Genomic DNA, 22,531 nt, shown 5'->3' with positions numbered 1-22,531 from the left:
TTCCTATCCTCTACTTTTTCTTTTTTTTCTTCTTTTTCTTGCCACCATCCTCTTCTTCAGAAGACTCTTCGGGCTGAACAACTTCAGGTTCTAGTGGTGCGGGAGCTTCGGTTACGATCCAGTCCTGAACAATTTTAGTCGCTGTGGATGGTTGGCCAACGCTCATAGAAACTACCGCTTGCTTCATATCATTAATTTCACTCTGAATAACACTTGGATCTTCAACAGCTTGTACTGCTTTCGGTTGAGATTCTGTTGTAGGGATAACAGTTTTGTTTGATTCACCATTTACTGTGTCATCTTTTTTTTTACGGGATCGGGGTGGATACATCCATGGCGGTGGCGGAGGAAATGCCTGTTGTTTATTCTTATTTCCCATAAGCACCATAACCAAAACAACTACAAGTACGATAACAAGCGCACCAAGGATGGACATAAATACTACCATCATGGTTGAACCACCTCCAGATTTTCTGTCGAGGTCAGATTGGATAGACTCCAACATATTCATTTTTTCCGCAATTTGATTATCTAGTTTTTCTTTTTCACCCTCTTTGAGGCTCATTTGTGCTTGAAGTCCTGAATCGGGTGTTGCAGAAACAATCTTACGAAGCTCTTGTATTTCATCATTTAAAGATTGAATTTTGATAGAATCGTCTTGTAAAATATCTGTTTTTTCGTTTTCATAAGCTCGAGAACGTGCAGCCATTTCGAGCTCTGCTAACTTGGATTGAAAATAAAGCCTATCTTCTTCTCTGCGTTGCGCTTCGTTTTCTTTATAACGATCTAATTCGGATTGCCATGTTTCTTCATTCTCTGAATCTGAAGCATTTTGTTCTTCAAGCGATTCCAATTTTTCTGCGATATTTTTTAATAATATATGCTCTGCTGTTTTTTCATCCCTGCGTTCTTTAAAAGATGCGGTCATAATACTGAGCACATCACCGCGCGCACGATTAAATCGTGCGGCAATCATTACAACTTGCCGGATATTTTCAATTAACTCCGGAGATGCGCCTTCCTGGAGAATGATAGAAATATCCATTTCTTTAACGCTGGCAACTGATGGGCGAGTCTCAATATGCGTTCTGGATTGGTGCTGTTTATCCGCAGGTTTTTGTTCTATCACCTCATATTCTTCTTCAACATTATCTGCAATGGGTGCAGATGGTTCTGGGTCCACCTCAAAATCAAACCCCGGTATCGGAAGACCAACTCCTGATATAGATTGGGAAGATGTATTAGATTCTGCTTCGATATCTTCAGCAATCGCACCAAGCCTGTTTGGTGCTGGAGAAGAATTTTCTTCTCCTGTAATTATCGTAAACTGCTCTTCAACCGACCTCGTTAATTCTAGCTCTACGCTTACATCAACAACATATTTTTTTTCATCAATAACTTTAGTCAAAGCATCGGTGATTCTTGCCCGCAGATCGTTTTCAACCATTAGTTTTTGTGCTAAATAGCCAGATCCCTCTTGGGCTCCGAGAATTCCCAAACAGAGGACAGCCATCCATAAAATTGGATGATTCTTAAGCCTCTTCATCATAATAATCTCCTTATTAATTTCCTGTAAATATTAACCAGGTCCCGCTTGTTCAACAAATTTTGTTGAGTGGTGAGCTGGCTTTAAAAATGTGATTTCTACTCGTCTGTTTCTTGCTTTTTTCTCTGGACTAGCATTAAATGTTTTTACTGTTTCCGAGTTTAATTCCATCATGGGGTCTTTGTCTCGTGGTGCCCAATGTGCATAGCCAGTTGCAATTAGGCGCGTTGGATCTACACCAAGAGCTATGGATTCTCGAACAACAGCAGATGCGCGAGACGATGCAAGCTCCCAATTACTTGGGAATCTATCGTGAAATTTTTTAGGAAGAATATCGCTGTCAGTATGCCCAGATACCTCTATTTGAAAAATAGAGTTTTTAATCTGCGGAACCACATGGTCTCTTAAAAGATTTTGTAAATCATCTTTTAAATCTGCGCTACCAGACCCAAAACTAAAATCACCGCTGATTTCTAAAGTGACACCCTTTGGCCCTGTTGTAATTTCCACAGGTGGGCTTCCTTCTGATTCTTTTTCCAATTCTTCAATCATTTCTTCTAAATTATCTTTTACGTCCGCCAAATTTGATGCTGCATTGTCTTTTTTAATTTTAGTTCCAAGTGATTTCCCCGTTGAATTGGCCATTTCCATAAGCTTCACAGGATCAATTGTTGAAATCGCTGCCAACAAAACAAAGAAAGCAAACAACAAAGTCATCATATCTGCAAAGGTTCCAAACCATCCCGGCAATCCTTCGTCGACTAAAGTTTTTCCCTTTTGAATTCCTTTTTTGTACTCTTTTTTTTCTTTTGACGTTTTTGCCATTTAATCTACTCGGGTGATTTCCATTCCTTTGGTGGAATAAATGAATTCAGTTTTTCGCGAACAATTAAAGGGTGTTTCTTTTGGTGAATAAGCCTTGATGCCTCTACAAGCATTGCTTGAAGTGTACTAGTAAAACTGGTCCGGGTATCTAGTTTTTCACTCATCGGAAGAAAAAATAAGTTCGCAAATACAGCACCATAAAAAGTGGTAATTAGTGCGGCAGACATTCCAGGGCCTAATGCGTCAGCGCCTCCTTCACCACCAAAACCAGAAAGCATAATTACTAAACCAATCAGGGTCCCGATCATTCCCCAAGCCGGAGCCATGTTACCCATTGACTTAAATAATCCAACCTGAGTTTTTTCACGAACTTCTCTGTATTCAATCCGTGTTTCTAAAATTTCTGTTAATTCATCCAAGGAATATCCATCAACCACCATTTGAACTCCGTCCCTAAAAAATGGGTTTCTAATTCCTTCCACAGCTTTCTCAAGATCAGCAGCTCCTTTTCGACCGACGTCCGCAGCCTCGACTGCATCATCTACAACATCGCCTAATTTTAATTTTCCACCTTTAAATACTGCGCCCATTGCTGCACCCAACTTCATTACATCCGAAAGGGGAAATGCAACCGAAACAGAGGCTACCATCCCTCCGAATACAATTGCAAAACTTGAGGGAGAAATAAACCCCGCCATGCTGGCATTAGCTGCTGAGGCGGCCATAAAAATCCCTCCAAAAATGGAACCTAAGCCTATTATAATACCTACTATTGTTGCAATATCCATAAATTATTAATCCTCCAAGAAGCTAGTGGATTTCAAACGGTTTTCATGAAGAGCCTTCAGCACATTTCTTACATCATCATACTCCGGGTCTAATCGCAAAGCCAAATTCCAGTTAATAGTTGCTCTTTGAATGTCTCCCAACTTGTAGTAAATCGATCCTCTGCGAGCATAGGCCAATGCGAGATCTGGCCTCAGGTCTAGTGCGAGGTCAACTTCTTGAAGCGCTTCCCTATAATCGCCGGAATAAAAATACCTTAGGGATCGAGATAAATGTCGCATAGCTTCATTCATATGTTGTTCGTCAACATTTTTTGAAAGTTTAATTGAAGATAAAGAGTCTTCAAGAAATTTTGATTTTTGATCCATGGCAGACAGGCGAATAATCAAATTTCGCATTTCATTGGTCATCATGCTCATCGAATCCCGCAAAGAGTGAACAGCGTAATCCGCTTCCATTAAGGTTGAATCAAATTGGGTCCCATACTCTACAGATGCTGAAGTTAATGGAGACGGTCCATCAATTGGAGCTGCCCTGGAAAGCCCTCGCGGTACCGACATGTCTAAGCCAATAGTCCATCCGGGGTGACCATTCCAATACCGCTTATTCCAATCTGGTAATTTTTCTATGTGGGTGAACCCTAGGTTCAAGCGATAATCCGAGGTAAGGGGGATGCGGAGTCCCACATTGATGCCCGTTCCATCGAATTCACCCACAAGATCTATACCTCCCCAATTTTGCATAAAGGGAGTATTTAAAATAAAACCCGCAAACACGCCGGCACCGCGTCCGGATGTTTGGGATGTATCAAGAGCCGAAAGAGTATCCTGCGCGGCAAATCCGCCGGTTCCGAACCCAATAAAAGTACTCATGGCATACGTGCCGAGTTGTTTCTCGCTACTAACTACACCAAAAAATGAAAGCTGATCGGGGTCTAGCGCTAGTCCACCTTTATCTTGATTTTCAAAAACAACATCGTGCATACCAATTGATAAAGAAACATTATTATATGTATAAACCCTTTGTTGAAAATGAAATCCAAATTCTACAGGTGGCGTATATGTGGATACATCTAAATTTGCCAAAGAGGTTGTATCAGCGCCTTGTGAAGAAGAAAAACCGAGAATAAAGTTTTTCCCAAGGCCCATATCAAAATAAACCCCCTTCACAGAATTAAAATTTGAAAAATTGTGAATTTCTGAACCAAACCCAACTCTAAATAAATATGGAAGTTGTCCAACGCGACTTGCAGGAATTTTCATCATCAGCCCGGGTCTTGTATATGCAACGCGTGTTACACTAGATGCGGAATCAGTTAAGACGAGTACCAGAAAAACACTGAGCAGTAGTCTAAACTTTTTCATTTGATTGCCTCTGCCTTTGCCAATTCCAACCCAGCAAGCTTTGCGTATTCACTTGTTGGATGGTGGGTTACAATTGCAGAAAAAGCACTAAGCGCCTCAGCCTCGCGCCCAAGTTTCCGATACACTAATCCTTTTTGTACTAATGCATCTGCCTCTCTATTTAAACCGGGACGGGTTAATAATTCTTCAAGAATTTGGAGCGCATTCTGATATTGGTCCATTTGTAAATAGGAGTCTGCCATCCAATACATAATATTTTCCGCTGTGCGTGGTGGTGCTAAATCCAAATTCAAAGATGAAAAATGTTCTAACGCGGTGTCGTAATCTTCTCTCTGGTAAGCAAAAACGCCCGACATATAAATAGATGTATTAAACTTCGCTTTTGTTTTAAACAAAACATTTTTAGATGGGGACACAGACCTCGTTATTGCACCTTGGAGTGGTTTTGGACTAAGAAAAGAATCTTTGAGTTCGGCAATTAATTCTTTTAATTCATTGTTCTCTTGTTTGAGAGACAAAATATCATTCCTAATGGAATGATCCAAAGAAGAAACTTTTTCCTGAATGCTATCTAATGTTTTCATCATTTCTTTCGACGATGCCATATACACAGACCCGCTTTGAATTTTTTTTACTCTGAATTTTACTTCGTCCGATGTTCTTGCAACAACCCGAGAATAGGATTCGCTACCATCTGACGGCTCAATTACAATTCCAAGATCTAGAAAAAAGATGTCTGAAATTGATTCTTGGTTTTGGGCAGAGCTCACTGAAATGGTGAAAAACAACACGAAGATACTCAGCAATTGAATCCATGGATGGGAAATGACCTCGGATCGTAAATCCATTATTCGTATTCCTCCCAATCAATAATATAAGAATACCCAATAAATGACCCGAATGAGTGTGGAACATAAAGTTCAAATCCACCCGAAGCTCCAGGTAATAAAGTGGCATCAGTCGTGATACCGGATTCAAATGTGTGGTAGGCACCACGAACAAATGTTGTTAATGTTTTAGTTTCTCCACTCCAGTTTTTCCTAAAAACAAAATCAACCTTTACAAAATCAGAGCGTCGACCTCCAATATTTTTTACTTCACCGGTAAAAATATAATTCCCTTGTTTATCTTTCTTCTCGCTGATGTTTCCAACTAAAACACAATTGGCCGAATATTGCTTTGCGGCATCTCTACTTAAGCTACCCGATGTATATTGAGGCTCGGCCAGCTTCGGCATTGGTGGTGGAGAATAACTATCCCGTATTTGTTCAGGAACATACTCTTGGGATTCCTCTGTCACCACATTTTCAATAATACGAACTACATTTTCACGTTTTATTATTAGATAACCCACAAGAGTTTCTACTTTTAGAGTTTCTTCATCTTGATACACAATTTTTCCAAAAACTGTGCTACCATTCTTAAGTATAATTTCTTTTGAATAAATTGCAAGGGGATTAATCCACATTTTGCTTAACGCTTTGAGATCTTCCATTTCATTATTTAAATGCTTGATTTCAGCGTTGAGCTTTTTGACTTCAAAATTCAGTTCATTTATAACATAATCTTTATCCGACCCCGAAACTTCTTCAGGCTGCTCAACAGGCTGGTCGGAAACATCTTCGGCTTTTTCTTTTTGAGCAATCGGCTTAGGCTCGTCAGATGAAAGTATCACATCTCCTAAATCGACATCGTCATCCACAACTGATACCGGTACGTTTGCTGTCCCTTGCGCACCTGCGTCTATTTTAATAGAATATTCTCCGGGAAGGACATCTTCAAACGAAAAACCCCCACCTCCCATACCAAAACGTTTTTTAGATGATTCCGTTCGCTGGGATTCTGAACCGTCTTCTTTTAATAATAAAACCGTTGTTTCGGTGACTTTTTCTTCATCGTCGCCCACAATGTTTCCGGATATTTCATATTCGTCCTTTGCCTGAAGGCCCGATACAAATATCGTGAGAAGTAAAGGACATAAAATTGCCGCTTTTACAAAGTTTGTTTTACTCATTTACAATTACCTCGGATTGATTTGGAAAGCTATTATTTAGCTAACCAAGTACAGCTAATTTTACTTCTACTATGCTAAGGTGTCAAGTAAAAAACCTCGGGTTCTCAAGTTGGGTTTTTATAGAAAATATTATATATAATAACTTTAATAAATGATTTATTTCCAGAAATCTTTGTATGTTTTTTCCCGGGATTTAGTTCTAGATAAATGTTGCATTGCCTCCTTCCGAAGGCGATGTGAAAGTTCTCGGGAAATTGCTTTTTGATATGATTCAATAATTAACTCAAAATCTTGATTGTCTTTTTTTTCGTACACTCTTCCCATCCAATAAAAAGCTTCTCCAAGCGAATCAATTAACGCAGCAGAATGGGCATACGATTCCAACGATTCCCAAAGCGACGACTCGTCTCCCTTTTTAAATAGCTGATGCCCTTCAATCATAGAAAGGTGATATATTGCCTCAACATTATTTGGATCCAAATTCAGTGCATTGCGATAAGAATTTTCCGGAGACTTGGAAGATTGTGCTATATTAAGGTGGGCTGTAACAAGCGCTATTTTTATAATTTTATCATTTGGGTTGGCCGATAAAAGTGAGTCCTGAACTGCAACCACCTTTTGGGGGTTGGTTTCTGCGAGCGAAGTGAGAGATGGAGCGCAGGAAACCCAAATGAACGCAACAAAAAGAAGAATGGGATAAGAAGTTTTCATAGGAAAAAAGGTAATAATTATCCTTTATACCAAAATAGGTTTTGATTAGCGTAAAAAGATCGGTACAGACTGTCCAATGAATCAATTACAAAATATCGATCTTGAATTGCGCTGTAGTCAAACCGAGTCATAACAACATCCTCTATATTGTAAGGAAGAAATTCAGATGATGTAGATTCCCCTTTGCTGCAGGATACAACACGCTTTGTTTCAGCATAGCTGGATAAAATTCCTGCGCCATATATTTCATGGCTCATATCATTATTAATTTTTTGCAAGCCATTACCTTTGTCATGTTTTTTCATAATACCAAATTCATAGGTCCACCAAGCAAAGTTCTGAAGTCGTTTTAAATTATGTGCCACAAGTTCCGATCCAAGTCCTTTGTCGTCTTTAAGAATTTTAAACCCAAGCATACCAATATCGGCTAAAAAATCACCGTATTTCTTATTCATTAACATTGGGATGTGCCCCCAAACATCATGAAAAATATCCGGCTCTGGTGTATAGTCGTTCTCATTTTGGATTGACACATCGCCGTATTTTTCTTCCATTCTCTTTGATTTTCGTACAATATCTGTAACTGGAAATTTGCGATTGGCATTAAGTTCAAAAAAAACATATTCATCCACAAATCCTGCTACAGGGATTAATTCCCAACCACTTGCTTTTTTAATCTTTGGGTTTAATTCTGAAAAGTTTGGAATTCTATCCGAATTGAGATTAAGCAGGAAAAGGCCATTGATATATGTTGCGCATGCATATTCCATCAAAGGGTTAATCAACTTGCCTTTAAGCCTCTTCCATATATTGTGCTCTTCATTCGTAAGTGCATTATAATCTTGCTGTATAATATAATCATCTTCTTGGGAATATATTTTTATTCCGCCTATAGTATTGGGGCGCAAATTAGAAAACAGGGTGTCATATTTAGTATATTGTTCTATCATATTTACCAATTATTCTATAAAAGAAATTTACGGTTTTTTTGATCAATAAGGTGGAATCTTAATATAACCAAATGAAAGTCATTCCCCTGTTTTTTGTTCCATAATCAACATGGCTTCTTATTCCGCATTCGGTGCGCATATCCATACTTTCGGGATGAAAAATCCCATAATCTTCTCCATAAATTACAGCTTTAAACCGACCTGATTGTTCAGAGCACCAAACGCGAACAGCCCCTCGAATGGCGCCACTACCAACGCCGTGAATCACCTTGATAACTCGAATAGTACCCCCATGCATTGCCAGGCTCACAGCAGTTTCAAGCTCAACCATTGCATTGTCCAGAGAATAATTATTATGTCCGATGTCTACTATTTTCATTGAGTTGATTATCCGATATATTTGTTAATTTTAAGAAAGGAAATTTAAACAATTGCGAAAAATTATTTTAGGAAGAACTCAAGAAAGTGTATCAGTCATAAGCCTTGGTACATGGTCTTATGGCGGGGAAAACAAAAACGCATCAGTTTCTGTCGGATGGGCAGAACAGGATGATGCCGATTCTTCGGCAGCGCTTTTACAGGCGTGGAAGTCCGGCATCCATCATTGGGATACTGCCGATGTGTATGGAAATGGTCGTTCTGAATCCATCATTGGCGCCATGTGGAAATCTATCCCAAGGAATGACATTTTTCTTGCCACAAAAGTTGGGTGGGATAAAGGTCCTTATAATACATGGTATACCCCTAGCCATATGCGACAAAATATGGAAAGGTCTCTGAAAAACCTCAAAACAGACTGCGTAGATCTTTTGTATTTACATCATTGTAATTTTGGGAAAAATGGCGAATTGTTTGATGGGGCGATAGATACAGTTAGAAAATTAAAAGAAGAGGGGAAAACCCGGTTTATTGGTCTATCTGATTGGGACCTTGGAAAAATAATGAAATATATAGAAAAAGCTGATCCCGATGTCGTTCAACCGTACAGAAATGTCTGGGACGATAATTACAAATCCAGTGGATTAAAAAAATGGATTGAGGAAAAAAATCTTGGAGTGTGTTTTTTTTCTCCCTTAAAGCATGGTCTTTTATCTGGCAAATACAATGAACCGCCTTTGTTTAAAGACGGTGACTTTAGAGTCAATGTAAATGACTTCAAGAGCCAAAAAATTATTGATATAATGAAACACAATGCCGATCAGTTGCGCAAAAAGTTTTTCGATCGTCCTCATCCTGTCTTGAGTGGAGTTATTGATATTCTGCATTCTGACTCTTCAAACAGTTGTGTTTTGTTGGGGCAACGAAATGTGAACCAAGTAAATAACGCAGCTTGCCTTGGCGAATTGCTTTCTGATGATGAAATAAATTGGGTTAGGAAATTATATGACCACTAATTAACCGAAAACGGTACAGATAGTTTAAAAGGGTCAATTTTTGCTAAAAAACTTTCGCCAGAATCTCTTATCATTCTAAAAGCACCTTTCATCACTCCAAAGGCCGTTGGAAGCGGACAATAACTCGTATATTCAAATATGTCATTATTTTGTAACCTTGGTTGATTCCCAACAACGCCCGGTCCTCTAATTTCCTCGATATTCCCATTTGCATCGGTAATGTGCCAATATCGATCTTTCAGTTTCACAGGATGATTGCCATCATTTGTAATGGTGATATGATATGCAAAAACAAACAGTGGTTTTGGAGGGTTGGATCGTTCGGGAAGAAAGCTGGACTTCACTTCAATCCGAATGCCATTTGTAATGGTTGTCGCCATAGTATAAATTTTTAATTAAACTTCTTTCCCGAGCATGTGCAATTGCCAAAGATCTTGACTGCTTTGATGAAGAAACGGTCCAAGCGCCATCATACCGGTTTTTCCAATATTATCTTCCAAAAAATGAAGTTCATTGAATTTGTCTTTTAAATCCTCATCGGGCTCTACATCAACGCCGGCTTCTCTCATCATCAGCACACCTTTAGCGCGCATGGATAATTCAAGGTGTATCCTCAGAAGACAAATCATATCAAATACTGCTTCGCCAGGGAAGCGATCTTTAATAGACTGTAAATATTCTCCTACTTTAGTGTCAGACATTTTACCTTGGTTAACCATATCCAATAATTCCTGATCGGAATCAAAACCAACGCCAAGCCAGTTCTGTAGAAATTTTTCGGAGCGTTTAAAAATAATCATCAAAATAACCGGAATGGTGATCACATTCAAAAGTGTTAAAATTAGCGGGTTGAAAAAGAAATGGTTGTAAAAAGAATGAAAAACAACCGCCGTAAGAAACCCGGGAATAAACCCTCCCCACTCTCCCCAAACCTTTCGATCTGTCATTGTCTTTGCAATCATTGCAAATAAAGTCATCGTCCCGCCGTGCATCACTGCTGTTCCGAAACCACGAATAATAAAAACGGTTAGATTTGTGTCAGTGGCAAGTACATAAACATAGTACAAATTTTCAATAATCGCAAAGCCGGCACCCAGCCCAAATCCATAAATGGCTGCATCAATGTTGAATCCAATCTTATTTGTACGAATTAAATAAACCAAAATGAAACCTTTAAAAAACTCCTCAACAAACGGTGCGCCATACCGAGAATAAAATGTCCAGACTGTATCTATGTCTATGACAAATTTATCCGATAGGTACGCTACTAAGGGATCATTTACAAAATATGATACTACTGCGGATAGGGACCCAATGATAATTGCTATAACCACGGTTTTTATGTCCATGAGTTTATAGCTATCCATAAACATGAACACAAGAAGCATAATTACAGCCGGAAGAAGGCTGAAGGCTATTTTAAGAATCAGATCAAAATACACGTCAATCCAATATCTGAAGGGATATCATCAGCTCCGGACTATACTCTAAAGTTGAGCCGTTTTTAAGCTCTGCCTTTGCAATAGCATACCCCACAGATAGTGTTGATCTCATATAAGAAAAAAGTACAAGTCGGAAATCAATTTGAGCGCCCAAGTTTGTAGCTCGTGTAATTTCCTCGCCAAAAGTTGAGCTTTCATAGCTAAGCAGATTCCCTGCAAAAATTCCGCCTTGCAAAACAGATGAGAATAGTGACAGTCGAGCCCAGTTCAGGTAGAAAAAAGGTGTGCCCACATGGCGGAACCTGAGAGCGGGTAGAATTAATTCACCCAATACTTTAACAAAATTTGTTCCACCAAGGCTCGTAATTCCTGTGCCCGGAAATGTATAATATTGCCGGTAACGTTTAATGCCTTGATAATCAATCCAGTTATTGCCAAAGCCTCCAAAATAATAATAGCCGAATGAAGCGTTTTCGTCTGCAATTGTTTTATCGCCTAAAATTCTCATGGAGTTCCCTGCGGAAGCGCGAATCCATAAAGGGAGGTGATCTACAAGTGGAAGCAGTGCACCATACGAGGCATTTAGCGTTCCTTTCGTGTATAATTTAGGAGTATCCGCAGAGTGGGGAAGATAAGATCCAGATAACGAGAAAGATGCAATCCTGCCTTTTTCCTGATCTATAGACCCAAGTGTTCGGCGTGCTTTATAATGACTAAACGATAGACTTCCTGAAAGAAATTTATCATATGCTGCCGGCTGGTCCTGATAGTCGGGTAACTCTTCAAACCCACCATAAACTGCAATGCTTGTCGCCATGTTTAATGGTAAATGGCTATTGATCGATTTTGAAAAACTGGTGCGGATAAAGGACCCCTTTCGGCTGCTGATGGTTGGACCAAAAAGATCATAAAAATCTGAAGCGTCTTTCCCGCCACTAAATGTCCACGAACCTGCCAGCGGACCGGTCATCACATTCAATTTAAATGTTCCAATCGCATGAATTTTCTGGTCATCTGGAATGGAATCTTGTGGGGAATATGTAATAGTAAGGTCGGCTTTATTCAGCCCAAGGGTGGACATAAAATTCATGCGAACTCCATACGCAGGATATTTAGGGTCTTGGTACGCCTGCACAACTGGATATATAGATGAAAGACCCATGGTTGATATTGGTTTATAGTCGCCTTCTTTAATTATAATTTTTTCAAGATCAAGATTGGTGGGGGCTTTTGTCGCCCATGTCTGAACAACGGGATGTTTGTCATAAATATCCCAACCAAGAAAATTAACGGCGCTTACATCTTCCACTTCCTGATTAGGAATCATCACCGGGCGAAAACCGTCGCTTGTATATCGTAGCACAATTAAAGAATCATCGGAAACTGGGATTGGGTTGAAGAATCCGGTTTCTGCATTGCTTAGTGCAACAACTGTGTCTTCCGCCGCATCATAGCGAAAAATATTTGAAACACCTGAATAATAGGAGGATCCGTATTGGTATCGTCCATCTTTTGAGAACACAAAGTTCTCGGGTGCGCTTGTATCAAAATCAAAGATTGGTTTTCCTGTAAAATCTCCGGACATCGCGCTTTCCATGGAAACATGCGTAAGCCGGTGAATGCCATTCATATCCACCTTTACAATAGATAGGGTTTCCCCGTCTGGCGAAATATCCATTGTGTGAGCATCGTATTCCTCAAACGCGCCACCGTAACCAAACGTTTTAATTGAGCTGAATTCCTCGTACGGCGCTTCTAGTCGGATGACCGTTGAGTATCCATCTGCATTCCGAATTCCCCATAGTGAATTATCTGCTTGGTTAAATGCTAAATGCCCGGTTCTCAAATCTTCGTACAACTTTTTAGATTCCTTGGTATAAACATTTACCATCCAAAGATCGCGCCAATGTCCGTTATCCATGGTGAAAAACAAATCGCCTTTATCCGGATCGAACGCCGCAGACATTACAAAAAAGATTGCAGCGCCGTGGATGTCTGCCACTTTTTCCATTGCGCCGGTTTTTACATCAATTGCAGCTATGTGCGACACTTCGGCGGGATAAAAAACGCCTACATAAATTTTTCCATTTTTATCATCATAAAACCCTTTTGAGACAGACCCCAGCGACATATTTGAAACCGGACGAAATTGTGTGGTGGGATATTGTCTAACGAGTTCAAGATTGTTTGTTTGGAATTCGCGCTCCCATTGAATCCAATCAGACCATGCTTTGTCAATGCTTAGCCCAAATACTTTTTTAAACTGGGATGTAAAATATGCTTTACTGCCATCTTTTCTTGAAACCCACTCCACAAATTTTTCCGGACCATAGGTATTTGCGGCATAGCAAATAAATCGCGTGCCATAAAGATAGGAATTGACACCAATTTGGAAATCGGTTGTTTTTCCTTCAGATTCAAGACCTACAATATCATATATTGTAGCATTAGCTCTTACGCGAGTTCGGAAGACCATTTCATCGTAAGCACCAAAAACGCGTCCTTTTGTATTTGCCATCCAAGATTCCATAAAAACTGCCGAGCCTTCGTGATACCAGCGGGGGGCATACCTTCTTGGATTGGTGAGGTAACTATACATAATCGAAATAGGATCGTCAATGGAGGTGGATACCTTTCCGCGAAAAAGCCCGCGCCAAAACCTATCAACATTGTTTGGCATATCTGTGGTCACAATATGCGTCAACTCATGATGCATAAGCCAATTCATTCGTTCGCTGGCGGGCATTGTTTCATAAACATAATTAAAGGGTCCAATCCCGATATTGACGTTGTTTGTTGGAAGTGCATCTGCGCCACCATGACCAAAGTCCCCAAAATCCTGCATTAGGATTGTAATATTCTCTGTGGGTGTATAATCAAACATATTCCTATGGAAATTGTAAGAATTGGTGAATGTGCTTACAAGTTGGGGTATAAGATATTTATGCAGTGGGCTTGTATAAATAATTTGGACATCCTCGGTTTCTAAGGATTTTAGCTGGGCTCTCCCCGGCGTTAAGAAAGCAGCGCTTACGATAAGTGTGGTGGCAAAAAGATAGTATTTTGAATTACACATTGTTTAGGTCTCCCAATAATTAATAGAATTTCGACAGGCGCCGGCTGTAAAGTCAAACTGTATAAAAAAAAAGGAGGATATGGTTTCCCATATCCTCCTTACCAGAACTTAGACCGTCAATAGGCCTTATGGCAATTCTGTTATTTTTTTATACTATTGATGCTAATTATGAATCTCAGATACAATAATTTTCAATTCAGAATTTCGGTTTTTTAATATTTAAGAAGCATTGAACCAAATTCTGGATTTGCCATCATTGCATTAAATTCAGCATTGCCTAACATTGCGCCAAATTCAGCATTGCCTAACATTGCGCCAAATTCAGGCGAAGCTAGCATTGCGTTAAATTCAGCGTTTCCAAGCATGGATGCAAATTCTGCATTGCCTAACATGGCATTAAATTCTGCATTGCCTAACATGGATGCAAATGCTGCGCTGCTGGCGAGAGCATTAAATTCAGATCCGTTTAGCATGGCGCCAAATTTACCTTTTGGCATTTTCTCGCGGAATTCCTCTGACTTCATTGCTTTTACTAAACCATCGGCGCGTAATGAAGCGCCAAATTCAGCATTGCCTAACATTGCGCCAAATTCAGGCGAAGCTAACATTGCGTTGAATTCTGCATTGCCTAACATGGCTCCAAATTCTGCATTACCTAACATGGCGCCAAATTTACCTTTTGGCATTTTCTCGCGGAATTCCTCTGACTTCATTGCTTTTACTAAACCATCGGCGCGTAATGAAGCGCCAAATTCAGCATTGCTAAGCAGTGCGCCAAATTCAGGTGAGGCTAACATTGCATTGAATTCGGAATGTGCTGCAAGGTTTCGGAACTCTTTTGAATGCAGGGCTTTTTTCATTTCACCACTTTCAACCATTTTGCCAAAGTCTGCATTTTTCAACATCGCTCCAAACTCAGCTCCGCTTGCAAGTGCTTTAAACTTACCTTTTGGTAGACGCTCTTCGCTGATTTTCATCGCTTTGCCCAGATCGTCAGCTTTCAGCGCGGCACCAAACTCAGCGTTGCTGAGCAGTGCTCCAAATTCAGGTGAGGCTAACATTGCATTGAATGCATTGGATCCTAACATTGCGCCAAATTTCTTTCGTGGGAATTTTTCATCTCCCTTTCCCTTCATTTCGCCGCCTTTTTCCATTTCGCTGAGCTTACCGGATTTTAGGGAAGCTGCAAATTCAGCATTCCCAAGTAAAGCCTGAAATTCTCCACTAGAGAGCATGCTCATAAATGCTGGATTTTGCGTCATGCTTTGGAACTCTGCGCTGGTTACCAAAGTTTTGAAACCCTGGTCCTGCATAAGCCGGCTGACGCTGGCCCCTTCGCCTAAACGAGCATCTCCTTCTTTAAACTGTCCTTTCGCTGCACGGCGTTTTCCAATCGTTCCGGAAAGACCGTCTTCGCCTGGAGGATAGTTCATCACTACCAGCGCAATTGCCACAACGACAACACCTATGCCAACTAGCAGTTTGGTATTATTATTACCACTATCATTTAATTTACTTGCCATTTTATAGACCTCCTGCCTATTTGTCTGTTTCACTGATTGTAAAACCAAGTTTATTATGGTTTTACTTTTTGTACAAGAAAATAATAAGATTTTCAAATACATGTATGTGATGGGGAACACAAACCCTCAATTATTATTTACCTGGGGAATTCCCTCGAATTGTCCAATTATTTTATCCTGTTTTACCTAATCAAAACAATCAATAAATTGTGGGGTAATGAGCGCACATCAATCTATACAGATTCCAAACGATCAAGACCGCATTGATCATGTGCGAAAATCTTTTGATCGCTTTGGGGAGGAAAACCAACTTTCTGAAAAAGTAGTCCATGATATACAAATGGCTCTTGACGAACTTTTGACCAATATTGTGAATTACGGATATGAAGATGATGGTGAACATACTATTGAAATTCTTTTCGACGTGGACAAAAATAATTTGAAAGTAGAAATTGTGGACGACGGAAAATCCTACAATATGTTGGAACGTGAAGATCCCGACACATCGCTGTCGGTTGATGATAAGCCAATTGGAGGGCTTGGAGTGTTTTTGGTAAAAAAACTTATGTCACATGTTGATTATTTTACCGAAGGAAATAAAAATCATTTTATAATGATTAAGGAACTAATCTGAAATCATTAAAACAAAAATAAGGAAACAAATTCATGGAAATACGAGATAAAAAAGAGGGGGAAGTCATCATTTTAGAACCCGTGGGAAGAATTGATACTAACACGTCCGGTGAATTCGAGGATAAAATTGTAGAAGTTTTGGACCGAGGGGAAACTAGGTTTGTTATTGATTTAAAAGAGATTGACTATATTTCAAGTGCGGGGCTTAGGGTTTTTCTGATGGCGGCAAAAAAACTCAAATCTTCAGGAGGATCTTTTGTGCTATGTTCAATGAGTGACCATATAAAGGAAGTGTTCGACATTTCAGGATTTACTCCCATATTCACAATCACATCTGACCAAGCAACCGGCGCAGAAGCAGCTTAAAAGGCGATTATAATGAGCGAAAACCACCAAGTAAGAAATTTGAATGCACTTCTTGAAGTTGCTAAGGCACTTGGCGGTGAAATGCAGCTTGATAATCTTCTGCCTATAATTCTACAAAAAACGACTGAGGTCATGGATGCGGACAGGAGCAGTCTTTTTATTTATGACGAATCAACCAACGAGTTATGGAGTAAGGTTGCTGAAGGGCTTGACGAAAAAGAAATCCGATTCCCCGTTGGAATAGGAATCGCCGGCGATGTGGCAAAAACTCTAAAAACGGCCAATATAATCGATGCTTATGATGATGATCGGTTTAATCCTGAATTTGATAAAAAAACCAATTACCGAACCAAGTCTGTACTTTGTATGCCAATGATGAATAATGAAGGCAATCTTGTTGGAGTGGTTCAGGTTCTTAATAAAAAGGATGGTGAATCTTTTGGTTCTCAAGATGAAAATTTATTAGAGGCACTATCAGTTCAGGCCGGGGTGGCCATCCAAAGGGCACAGCTTTTGGTTGCATTTGTTGAAAAACAACGCATTCAGGAGTCGCTCAAACTTGCAGCTGATATTCAAATGGGGATGCTACCAAAAAATTTCCCCGCCTTCCCCGATAGAGATGATTTTGATTTATTTGCAAGTATAATCCCGGCAAAAGAAGTTGGAGGCGATTTCTACGATTTTTTCCTCATAGATGAAGAGCACCTTTGTTTCGTGATTGGAGACGTTTCCGGGAAAGGTGTGCCTGCAGCATTGTTTATGGCTGTTACTAAAACACATGTTGCAGCAAGCACAATCCCGGGGGTTGAGCCTTCTGATATTTTATTTCGGGCGAATAACGATCTTAGCAAAGACAATGATCAGGGCATGTTTTGTACTATTTTTTACGGAATTTTAAACACTAAAACTGGGGAAGTTCATTACTCGAATGGTGGACATAATCCACCCTATATTGTGCGCGAAGATGGAACAAATGAACAGTTGGATGGCACGGAAGGTATTGCGCTTGGTGTAATGGGTGACATGGATTTTGGAGTAAAAACCATTACACTGGAAAAGGGTGATTCTATGTATTTATATACAGACGGAGTTAACGAAGCAATGGACGCCGGTGGAAATGAGTATTCTTATGAAAGATTGGAAGAATATCTGCGCTCAACCGCCGGAAAAAAATCAACTGAAATTGTGTCTGGGAGTTTGGACGATATTAATTCCTTCGTCGGTAGCGCAGAACAATCTGACGATATTACCGTCTTGATGGTGAAATATACCGGCTAATCTTTCCCCTCGATCGCTTGTTGGGTGTTTTCAATGTTTTTCTTCAATTCATCTCTTAGGTCTAACACCGCCCGTACATAATTTTCAGAATGATTGTAAGCCCAAACCGATTTCCAAATCGGCTTATCTTTTGAAAAATCTGTTCCTTTATACCCGTTCTTTTTTAGATAATTAGCAATGCTTCCGAGAACATCTGGCCACTCTAAGTGGTGGCGCAGGCCATCGTTGTCAAAATCCACAGAAAACATGCTAAAGCTCGAGGGAATAAACTGCCCAAACCCAAATGCGCCGGCATATGATCCTGAAATATCCTGAGGGTCCATACTATTTTCATGACATAGTTTTAAGAAGTGATACAATTCTTTTGCTGCCCATTTTTCTTTTCTTGGAAGGCGGTGAATAATAGTGTAAAGCGCATTAAAAACAGAATACTGTGCATGATGTACCCCATAATTGCTTTCTATGCCGGCAATGCTTAGTATGAGAAAGGGATCTACAGAAAAACTATCTGACACTGCATATAAAATAGGCTTGTTCTTTAAATAAAATTCTGTTCCTTTTTGAATTCTCGACTCTGTAACAAACAATTTTCGGTATGATGGAAAATCTTTTTTCTCCCATGGGTGGTTGAACTTTTCAACGATTTCTTCGTGTATTTTTATATCCGGATTAGAAAAGGCGCTGTCCAGAAAAGATTTTGGAACAGATGAGTGTTTAAATAAATCTTTAACCAGATTAAACGCTTTGTCCTCATTAATGTGGTGTGAAAATCCAGGCGCTAACAGAATAAAATAAATACATAGATGTATTATTCGGGGAATTTTGTACTTCATAAGAGTAATATAATTTACATGTTTCTAATTGTTCCACAGTCATCAAATTCCATTATGAACAAAAACATTATTTTACTGCTTATCCTTGCACTTTTTGCCACAAGTTCGGCGGCTGTATTGGCACGGATGGTGCCAGAATTAAATCCGGTGGTTATTGCGTTTTGGAGGGTGCTAATTGCAGCAGGATTTTTGTGGGCATATAGTGGAATACGTTCACAAGGGTCTATAAAAAATGGATATAGAGGAACGATTGTTTTAACGGGAGTTTTGCTTGGGCTTCATTTTGCCTGTTTTTTCCAAGCAGTCAAATTAACAACCGTTGCTAATGCTACTTTGTTTTCAACCATTCCACCATTATTTACCGCATTGGTGGAGCGATTTTATCTAAAACGTCAATGGAATAAAAAAATAATTTTCGGCCTTTTATGTGCGTTCGCAGGCTTGACCCTTGTGTTTTCAAACCAAATAAATGTAAATACCAATCATGTCATTGGAATCGGATTTGCGATTATAGGATCTGTGTTAATTTCTGCGGTGTGGCTATTATCTGAAAAAATTCGACAGAACACAGAATCTATTGTTTACATTAGAACCCTGTTTCTATCCGCTGCGCTTCCACTGTTTTTGGGGTCATTATTTTTTGGGGATGGTGTTGCAAACATCAAACCCGTTGATATTGTTTGGCTTACGGCCTTGGGATTGTTTCCTACGGTGATAGGGCACGGGCTATATAACCATGCTCTTAAATTTATGAGACCAACAATCGTGGCGTCTTTCCCGCTTGGAGAGCCCATCATAGCATCCGGACTTGCTTATGCTGTTTTTGGAGAGCCAATTGGGTTACTGTGGGCGGTGGGTGGATTAATAACATTATTTGGATTGATCATTATTACTCTAAATCATTGAGCATTCTGATTTTTAAATGATTGGGATTACTTTCGTTATTGATTAGCACCATGACGTTTTTCTGGTAAGGGCCTACCATTGAAGTATATACCTGAATCTGAGTAAATTGAATTCATGCGGCGGGGAATATTTTTCACATTTTTATTGTTTTCTTTTAATGCCTACCCGCAGACAGATAAATCAACTAATTATTGCTCGCGTGTCCTGACAAGCAAACGCCTACTTCATCATCGTTCAACAATGACTGAAAATCAGGAAAAATTTGATGTTACTTATTATCGAATAGAATTAAACATTGATTTTGGTCTTCCTCATCAAATTTATGGAGAGGTTCAAATTCGGGGTGGAGTTGGGTTTCAACAACCCGATTCTATTGAATTAGACTTTACCACCGCTATGACGGTTGATTCTATTTACCTTTCCAATCATCTGACAAATTTCGTCCATGAAAATAACCTAATTAAAATTCCAGCGGGTGTGACAATTCCCGAGGGTTATGAATTTCAAGTAACCGTTTATTATCACGGTTCTCCGCCCGAATCAGATTTCGGATCATTTGTTTTTGATGAACATAATGGTATTGACCATGTTTGGACACTGTCTGAGCCATACGGAGCGCGCAACTGGTGGCCCAGCAAAGACGATCCCTCAGATAAGGCGGATTCGGTTGATATCATCATCAATGTTCCGGGAAATCAAATTGTCGCTTCAAATGGAATACTTGTATCTGAAACAAATCTCTCAAACAATAGAAAAGAGTATCATTGGAAAGAGTCGTATCCGATTTGCACATATTTGGTGTCCTTGGCGATTTATCCTTACACCGTTTGGCAGGATTATTATATTTCGGTATCTGGTGATTCTATGCCAATTGATTTTTACGTTTATCCCGAGAATTATAATGTTTCTCACGCCAATTATTTGAAAACCAAAGATATGATTACTCTATTTGCTGAAAAATATGGCGAATATCCATTTCTCAACGAAAAATATGGACATGCTGATTTTGGCTGGGGAGGGGGAATGGAACATCAAACGCTGACGAGTATGGGAGGTCATTCCGAATGGCTCATTGCTCACGAGTTGGCTCACCAATGGTGGGGGGATTTAATCACATGTGCGAGTTTTCATCACATTTGGTTGAACGAAGGATTCGCTCGTTATGGTGAAGCACTTTGGGAAGAACATACGGGTGGCGAAGAAGCGTATAAAACATATATGTCTAACCATACTTATTATGGTCCGGGAACGATTTATGTAGAAAACCCTGAAAATGTGAGTGATATTTTTCATGGTGGGTTGTCTTATAATAAAGCAGGCTGGGTTGTTCATATGCTCCGGCATGTTGTGGGTAATAGTACATTTTTCGAAATTTTACATTCCTATTCTTCTAATGATTCGTTGGCATACGCTTCGGCGACCACTGAAGACTTTCAAGCTGTGGCTGAAGATGTTTCCGGTCTTGATTTGAATGATTTCTTTCAGCAATGGATTTATGGAAGTGGCTATCCCGAATATGCAATTTCCTGGACAGCTGATCCGGCGGATGGGTATTTTATCCAAATTGATCAATTACAAACTACTGGATATTTTCACATGCCTATTGATTTATACATTACTGGTACAAATGTAGATAGTCATATTGTGGTGGATAATTTTGAGGCGTCACAAGTATATCATGTGGGTGGTTTTGGAACCATTATTGATGATATTATTTTGGACCCAGATAATTGGATTTTGAAAAATGTGGAGTATAATGTATCTATTGATGAAGAGAATAATGTACCAAAATCTTTTTCATTAATGCCTGTTTATCCCAATCCATTTAATCCGGTAGCAACTATCCGTTTTAATATTGGGCCTGGAATGTCACACACAACTTTACAAATTTTTGATATAGGTGGACGATTGGTGCAAAATTTGATGAATGCTGAGCTCGCTAATGGAGAGCATGAAATTATTTGGGATGCATCAAAAAAACAAAGCGGCGTGTATTTTATACGGTTACAGATCGGTGATTACATTGAGACACAAAAAGCGCTTTTACTTAAATAACTGTATTCACTTTCACCGATCGTTTTCTATTCGAATATCTTTTATCCGACGGTTTCCCTTAAAAACACCATGATGTTTTTCTGGCATGAGCGCTGCAATTCTACACATTATTTCATCACCAAAATTTTTAAGTGCTTCGTCTTTTGATTTTCCATATTTTTTCAAATTAACCGGGCCAAATTTTTTCCCTATACTAATTTTTATCGTAGGTCGAATTCCGCGGAAAATGCTTTTCCATGCGTTAGTTGTTCCTTCTAGGCTCATGGGAACAACCGGAACTTTTGTTACTGCAGATAAATAGGCTGCACCTTTTTTTGCATGACGAAGCTGGGTTGAGTTTGAAGTTGCTTCAGGAAAAATAACAAGTATTTCACCATTTTTAATGGCAGATATCGCCTGTTTAATAACTGACGGTGCGAGTTGTTCGCGATCCAGCGGAATTAATCCATACAACCATGGGGCCCAAAAATAAAACCAATCCACATGTTGGTCGCTCGCCATTAGAAAAATGCCGGGTCGGAGCAAACCATACACAACAAAAGCCCCATCTATAAGACTAAAATGGTTCACCACAACAATAAAGGGTCCCTTTGGGGGAAGATTGTGTCGGCCTCTAGCTTTTGTTTTAGTTAATGTTGAAAACAGCAGCATTGCTAGATAGCCTAACAATTTTCTTATCACCTTGGGTCGAGGAGACAGATTTTTTAATATATTGGGTCCAACCTTCATAAAACTGCATTTATTGTAAAATATAATTTAACTCGTTGAACATAATAATTATAAAACAGAGAATTTTTTATACAGTAGTATTGAGTTTGGTGTTTGTGAG

The 22,531-nt window shown here is 39.4% G+C and carries 21 protein-coding genes; 6 read left to right on the top strand and 15 right to left on the bottom strand.

Annotation, left to right across the window (positions count from 1 at the left end; translation table 11 throughout):
• Positions 1-10: 10 nt before the first annotated feature.
• From HOD97_07980 to HOD97_07940, 9 genes are all read right to left on the bottom strand, one after another.
• A complete protein-coding gene (locus tag HOD97_07980; GenBank protein ID MBT4281535.1) occupies positions 11-1,549 on the bottom strand; it encodes a hypothetical protein in 1,539 nt (512 codons plus the stop codon).
• 30 nt (positions 1,550-1,579) lie between these two features.
• Positions 1,580-2,371, bottom strand: a complete 792-nt coding sequence (locus tag HOD97_07975) for a flagellar motor protein MotB (GenBank protein MBT4281534.1) — start codon at positions 2,369-2,371, stop codon at positions 1,580-1,582.
• 5 nt (positions 2,372-2,376) lie between these two features.
• Positions 2,377-3,159, bottom strand: a complete 783-nt coding sequence (locus tag HOD97_07970; GenBank protein ID MBT4281533.1) for a motility protein A — start codon at positions 3,157-3,159, stop codon at positions 2,377-2,379.
• Positions 3,160-3,165: 6 nt separating this feature from the next.
• A complete protein-coding gene (locus HOD97_07965; protein MBT4281532.1) occupies positions 3,166-4,521 on the bottom strand; it encodes a hypothetical protein in 1,356 nt (451 codons plus the stop codon).
• A complete protein-coding gene (locus tag HOD97_07960; GenBank protein MBT4281531.1) occupies positions 4,518-5,369 on the bottom strand; it encodes a tetratricopeptide repeat protein in 852 nt (283 codons plus the stop codon). Before HOD97_07960 ends, HOD97_07965 begins: the two co-directional genes overlap by 4 nt.
• Entirely contained in the window at positions 5,369-6,535 is a 1,167-nt protein-coding gene (locus HOD97_07955) for a hypothetical protein (protein MBT4281530.1), read from the bottom strand. The genes HOD97_07960 and HOD97_07955 overlap by 1 nt, the downstream gene beginning before the upstream one ends.
• Before the next feature lie 156 nt (positions 6,536-6,691).
• Complete coding sequence (locus HOD97_07950; GenBank protein MBT4281529.1) at positions 6,692-7,246, bottom strand: hypothetical protein; 555 nt, start codon at positions 7,244-7,246, stop codon at positions 6,692-6,694.
• A 17-nt stretch (positions 7,247-7,263) separates the two neighbouring features.
• Positions 7,264-8,196 carry a hypothetical protein gene (locus HOD97_07945; protein MBT4281528.1) on the bottom strand — a complete coding sequence of 311 codons (933 nt, stop codon included), beginning with the start codon at positions 8,194-8,196 and terminating at the stop codon, positions 7,264-7,266.
• Between the two features lie 58 nt (positions 8,197-8,254).
• On the bottom strand, positions 8,255-8,575 hold the full coding sequence (locus HOD97_07940; GenBank protein MBT4281527.1) for a Smr/MutS family protein: 321 nt from the start codon (positions 8,573-8,575) through the stop codon (positions 8,255-8,257).
• A gap of 52 nt (positions 8,576-8,627) precedes the next feature.
• On the opposite strand from HOD97_07940, the gene HOD97_07935 reads away from it, so the two are divergent.
• Positions 8,628-9,590: a hypothetical protein gene (locus tag HOD97_07935; protein ID MBT4281526.1), complete on the top strand. Its 963-nt coding sequence runs from the start codon at positions 8,628-8,630 to the stop codon at positions 9,588-9,590.
• Here HOD97_07935 and apaG read toward each other — a convergent pair.
• The 4 genes from apaG to HOD97_07915 all read right to left on the bottom strand — a co-directional run bounded on the left by apaG (position 9,587) and on the right by HOD97_07915 (position 15,631).
• Complete coding sequence (apaG, locus tag HOD97_07930; GenBank protein MBT4281525.1) at positions 9,587-9,970, bottom strand: Co2+/Mg2+ efflux protein ApaG; 384 nt, start codon at positions 9,968-9,970, stop codon at positions 9,587-9,589. The two genes, HOD97_07935 and apaG, sit on opposite strands and share 4 nt — an antisense overlap.
• 15 nt (positions 9,971-9,985) lie before the next feature.
• On the bottom strand, positions 9,986-10,939 hold the full coding sequence (locus HOD97_07925; GenBank protein MBT4281524.1) for a PrsW family intramembrane metalloprotease: 954 nt from the start codon (positions 10,937-10,939) through the stop codon (positions 9,986-9,988).
• 94 nt (positions 10,940-11,033) lie between these two features.
• Entirely contained in the window at positions 11,034-14,108 is a 3,075-nt protein-coding gene (locus tag HOD97_07920; protein ID MBT4281523.1) for a hypothetical protein, read from the bottom strand.
• Between the two features lie 212 nt (positions 14,109-14,320).
• Positions 14,321-15,631, bottom strand: coding sequence for a hypothetical protein (locus HOD97_07915; GenBank protein ID MBT4281522.1), 1,311 nt, complete (start codon positions 15,629-15,631; stop codon positions 14,321-14,323).
• Between the two features lie 217 nt (positions 15,632-15,848).
• Here HOD97_07915 and HOD97_07910 point away from each other — a divergent pair, with 217 nt between their 5' ends.
• The 3 genes from HOD97_07910 to HOD97_07900 are packed head-to-tail and all read left to right on the top strand — an operon-like array spanning position 15,849 to position 17,908.
• On the top strand, positions 15,849-16,265 hold the full coding sequence (locus HOD97_07910; protein ID MBT4281521.1) for an ATP-binding protein: 417 nt from the start codon (positions 15,849-15,851) through the stop codon (positions 16,263-16,265).
• Between the two features lie 32 nt (positions 16,266-16,297).
• Complete coding sequence (locus HOD97_07905; protein ID MBT4281520.1) at positions 16,298-16,630, top strand: STAS domain-containing protein; 333 nt, start codon at positions 16,298-16,300, stop codon at positions 16,628-16,630.
• 12 nt (positions 16,631-16,642) lie between these two features.
• Positions 16,643-17,908, top strand: coding sequence for a PP2C family protein-serine/threonine phosphatase (locus HOD97_07900; GenBank protein MBT4281519.1), 1,266 nt, complete (start codon positions 16,643-16,645; stop codon positions 17,906-17,908).
• On the opposite strand, the gene HOD97_07895 is transcribed toward HOD97_07900, so the two are convergent.
• Positions 17,905-18,741, bottom strand: coding sequence for a lytic murein transglycosylase (locus tag HOD97_07895; protein MBT4281518.1), 837 nt, complete (start codon positions 18,739-18,741; stop codon positions 17,905-17,907). The two genes, HOD97_07900 and HOD97_07895, sit on opposite strands and share 4 nt — an antisense overlap.
• 54 nt (positions 18,742-18,795) lie before the next feature.
• Between HOD97_07895 and HOD97_07890 the strand changes: the two genes are divergently transcribed.
• A complete protein-coding gene (locus HOD97_07890) occupies positions 18,796-19,647 on the top strand; it encodes a DMT family transporter (protein ID MBT4281517.1) in 852 nt (283 codons plus the stop codon).
• Between the two features lie 114 nt (positions 19,648-19,761).
• Positions 19,762-21,702 carry a T9SS type A sorting domain-containing protein gene (locus HOD97_07885; GenBank protein MBT4281516.1) on the top strand — a complete coding sequence of 647 codons (1,941 nt, stop codon included), beginning with the start codon at positions 19,762-19,764 and terminating at the stop codon, positions 21,700-21,702.
• A gap of 12 nt (positions 21,703-21,714) precedes the next feature.
• On the opposite strand, the gene HOD97_07880 is transcribed toward HOD97_07885, so the two are convergent.
• Positions 21,715-22,431 carry a 1-acyl-sn-glycerol-3-phosphate acyltransferase gene (locus HOD97_07880; protein ID MBT4281515.1) on the bottom strand — a complete coding sequence of 239 codons (717 nt, stop codon included), beginning with the start codon at positions 22,429-22,431 and terminating at the stop codon, positions 21,715-21,717.
• Between the last annotated feature and the right edge of the window lie 100 nt (positions 22,432-22,531).

Source organism: Candidatus Neomarinimicrobiota bacterium (genome assembly GCA_018651745.1).
Lineage (GTDB): Bacteria > Fidelibacterota > Marinisomatia > Marinisomatales > TCS55 > JAAZYX01.
Note: the sequence above shows the minus strand (reverse complement) of the source record. Positions and strands in the feature narration are given on the sequence as shown.

Bases quoted from the DNA above. Each gene is read 5' to 3' on its own strand.
- HOD97_07885 (MBT4281516.1), top strand. From the start codon at position 19,762: ATGCGGCGGGGAATATTTTTCACATTTTTATTGTTTTCTTTTAATGCC.
- HOD97_07965 (MBT4281532.1), bottom strand. From the start codon at position 4,521: ATGAAAAAGTTTAGACTACTGCTCAGTGTTTTTCTGGTACTCGTCTTA.
- HOD97_07910 (MBT4281521.1), top strand. From the start codon at position 15,849: ATGAGCGCACATCAATCTATACAGATTCCAAACGATCAAGACCGCATT.
- HOD97_07920 (MBT4281523.1), bottom strand. From the start codon at position 14,108: ATGTGTAATTCAAAATACTATCTTTTTGCCACCACACTTATCGTAAGC.
- HOD97_07940 (MBT4281527.1), bottom strand. From the start codon at position 8,575: ATGAAAATAGTAGACATCGGACATAATAATTATTCTCTGGACAATGCA.
- HOD97_07975 (MBT4281534.1), bottom strand. From the start codon at position 2,371: ATGGCAAAAACGTCAAAAGAAAAAAAAGAGTACAAAAAAGGAATTCAA.
- HOD97_07945 (MBT4281528.1), bottom strand. From the start codon at position 8,196: ATGATAGAACAATATACTAAATATGACACCCTGTTTTCTAATTTGCGC.
- HOD97_07915 (MBT4281522.1), bottom strand. From the start codon at position 15,631: ATGGCAAGTAAATTAAATGATAGTGGTAATAATAATACCAAACTGCTA.
- HOD97_07960 (MBT4281531.1), bottom strand. From the start codon at position 5,369: ATGGATTTACGATCCGAGGTCATTTCCCATCCATGGATTCAATTGCTG.
- HOD97_07900 (MBT4281519.1), top strand. From the start codon at position 16,643: ATGAGCGAAAACCACCAAGTAAGAAATTTGAATGCACTTCTTGAAGTT.
- HOD97_07955 (MBT4281530.1), bottom strand. From the start codon at position 6,535: ATGAGTAAAACAAACTTTGTAAAAGCGGCAATTTTATGTCCTTTACTT.
- HOD97_07895 (MBT4281518.1), bottom strand. From the start codon at position 18,741: ATGAAGTACAAAATTCCCCGAATAATACATCTATGTATTTATTTTATT.
- HOD97_07925 (MBT4281524.1), bottom strand. From the start codon at position 10,939: ATGGACATAAAAACCGTGGTTATAGCAATTATCATTGGGTCCCTATCC.
- HOD97_07970 (MBT4281533.1), bottom strand. From the start codon at position 3,159: ATGGATATTGCAACAATAGTAGGTATTATAATAGGCTTAGGTTCCATT.
- HOD97_07880 (MBT4281515.1), bottom strand. From the start codon at position 22,431: ATGAAGGTTGGACCCAATATATTAAAAAATCTGTCTCCTCGACCCAAG.
- apaG (MBT4281525.1), bottom strand. From the start codon at position 9,970: ATGGCGACAACCATTACAAATGGCATTCGGATTGAAGTGAAGTCCAGC.
- HOD97_07890 (MBT4281517.1), top strand. From the start codon at position 18,796: ATGAACAAAAACATTATTTTACTGCTTATCCTTGCACTTTTTGCCACA.
- HOD97_07950 (MBT4281529.1), bottom strand. From the start codon at position 7,246: ATGAAAACTTCTTATCCCATTCTTCTTTTTGTTGCGTTCATTTGGGTT.
- HOD97_07980 (MBT4281535.1), bottom strand. From the start codon at position 1,549: ATGATGAAGAGGCTTAAGAATCATCCAATTTTATGGATGGCTGTCCTC.
- HOD97_07905 (MBT4281520.1), top strand. From the start codon at position 16,298: ATGGAAATACGAGATAAAAAAGAGGGGGAAGTCATCATTTTAGAACCC.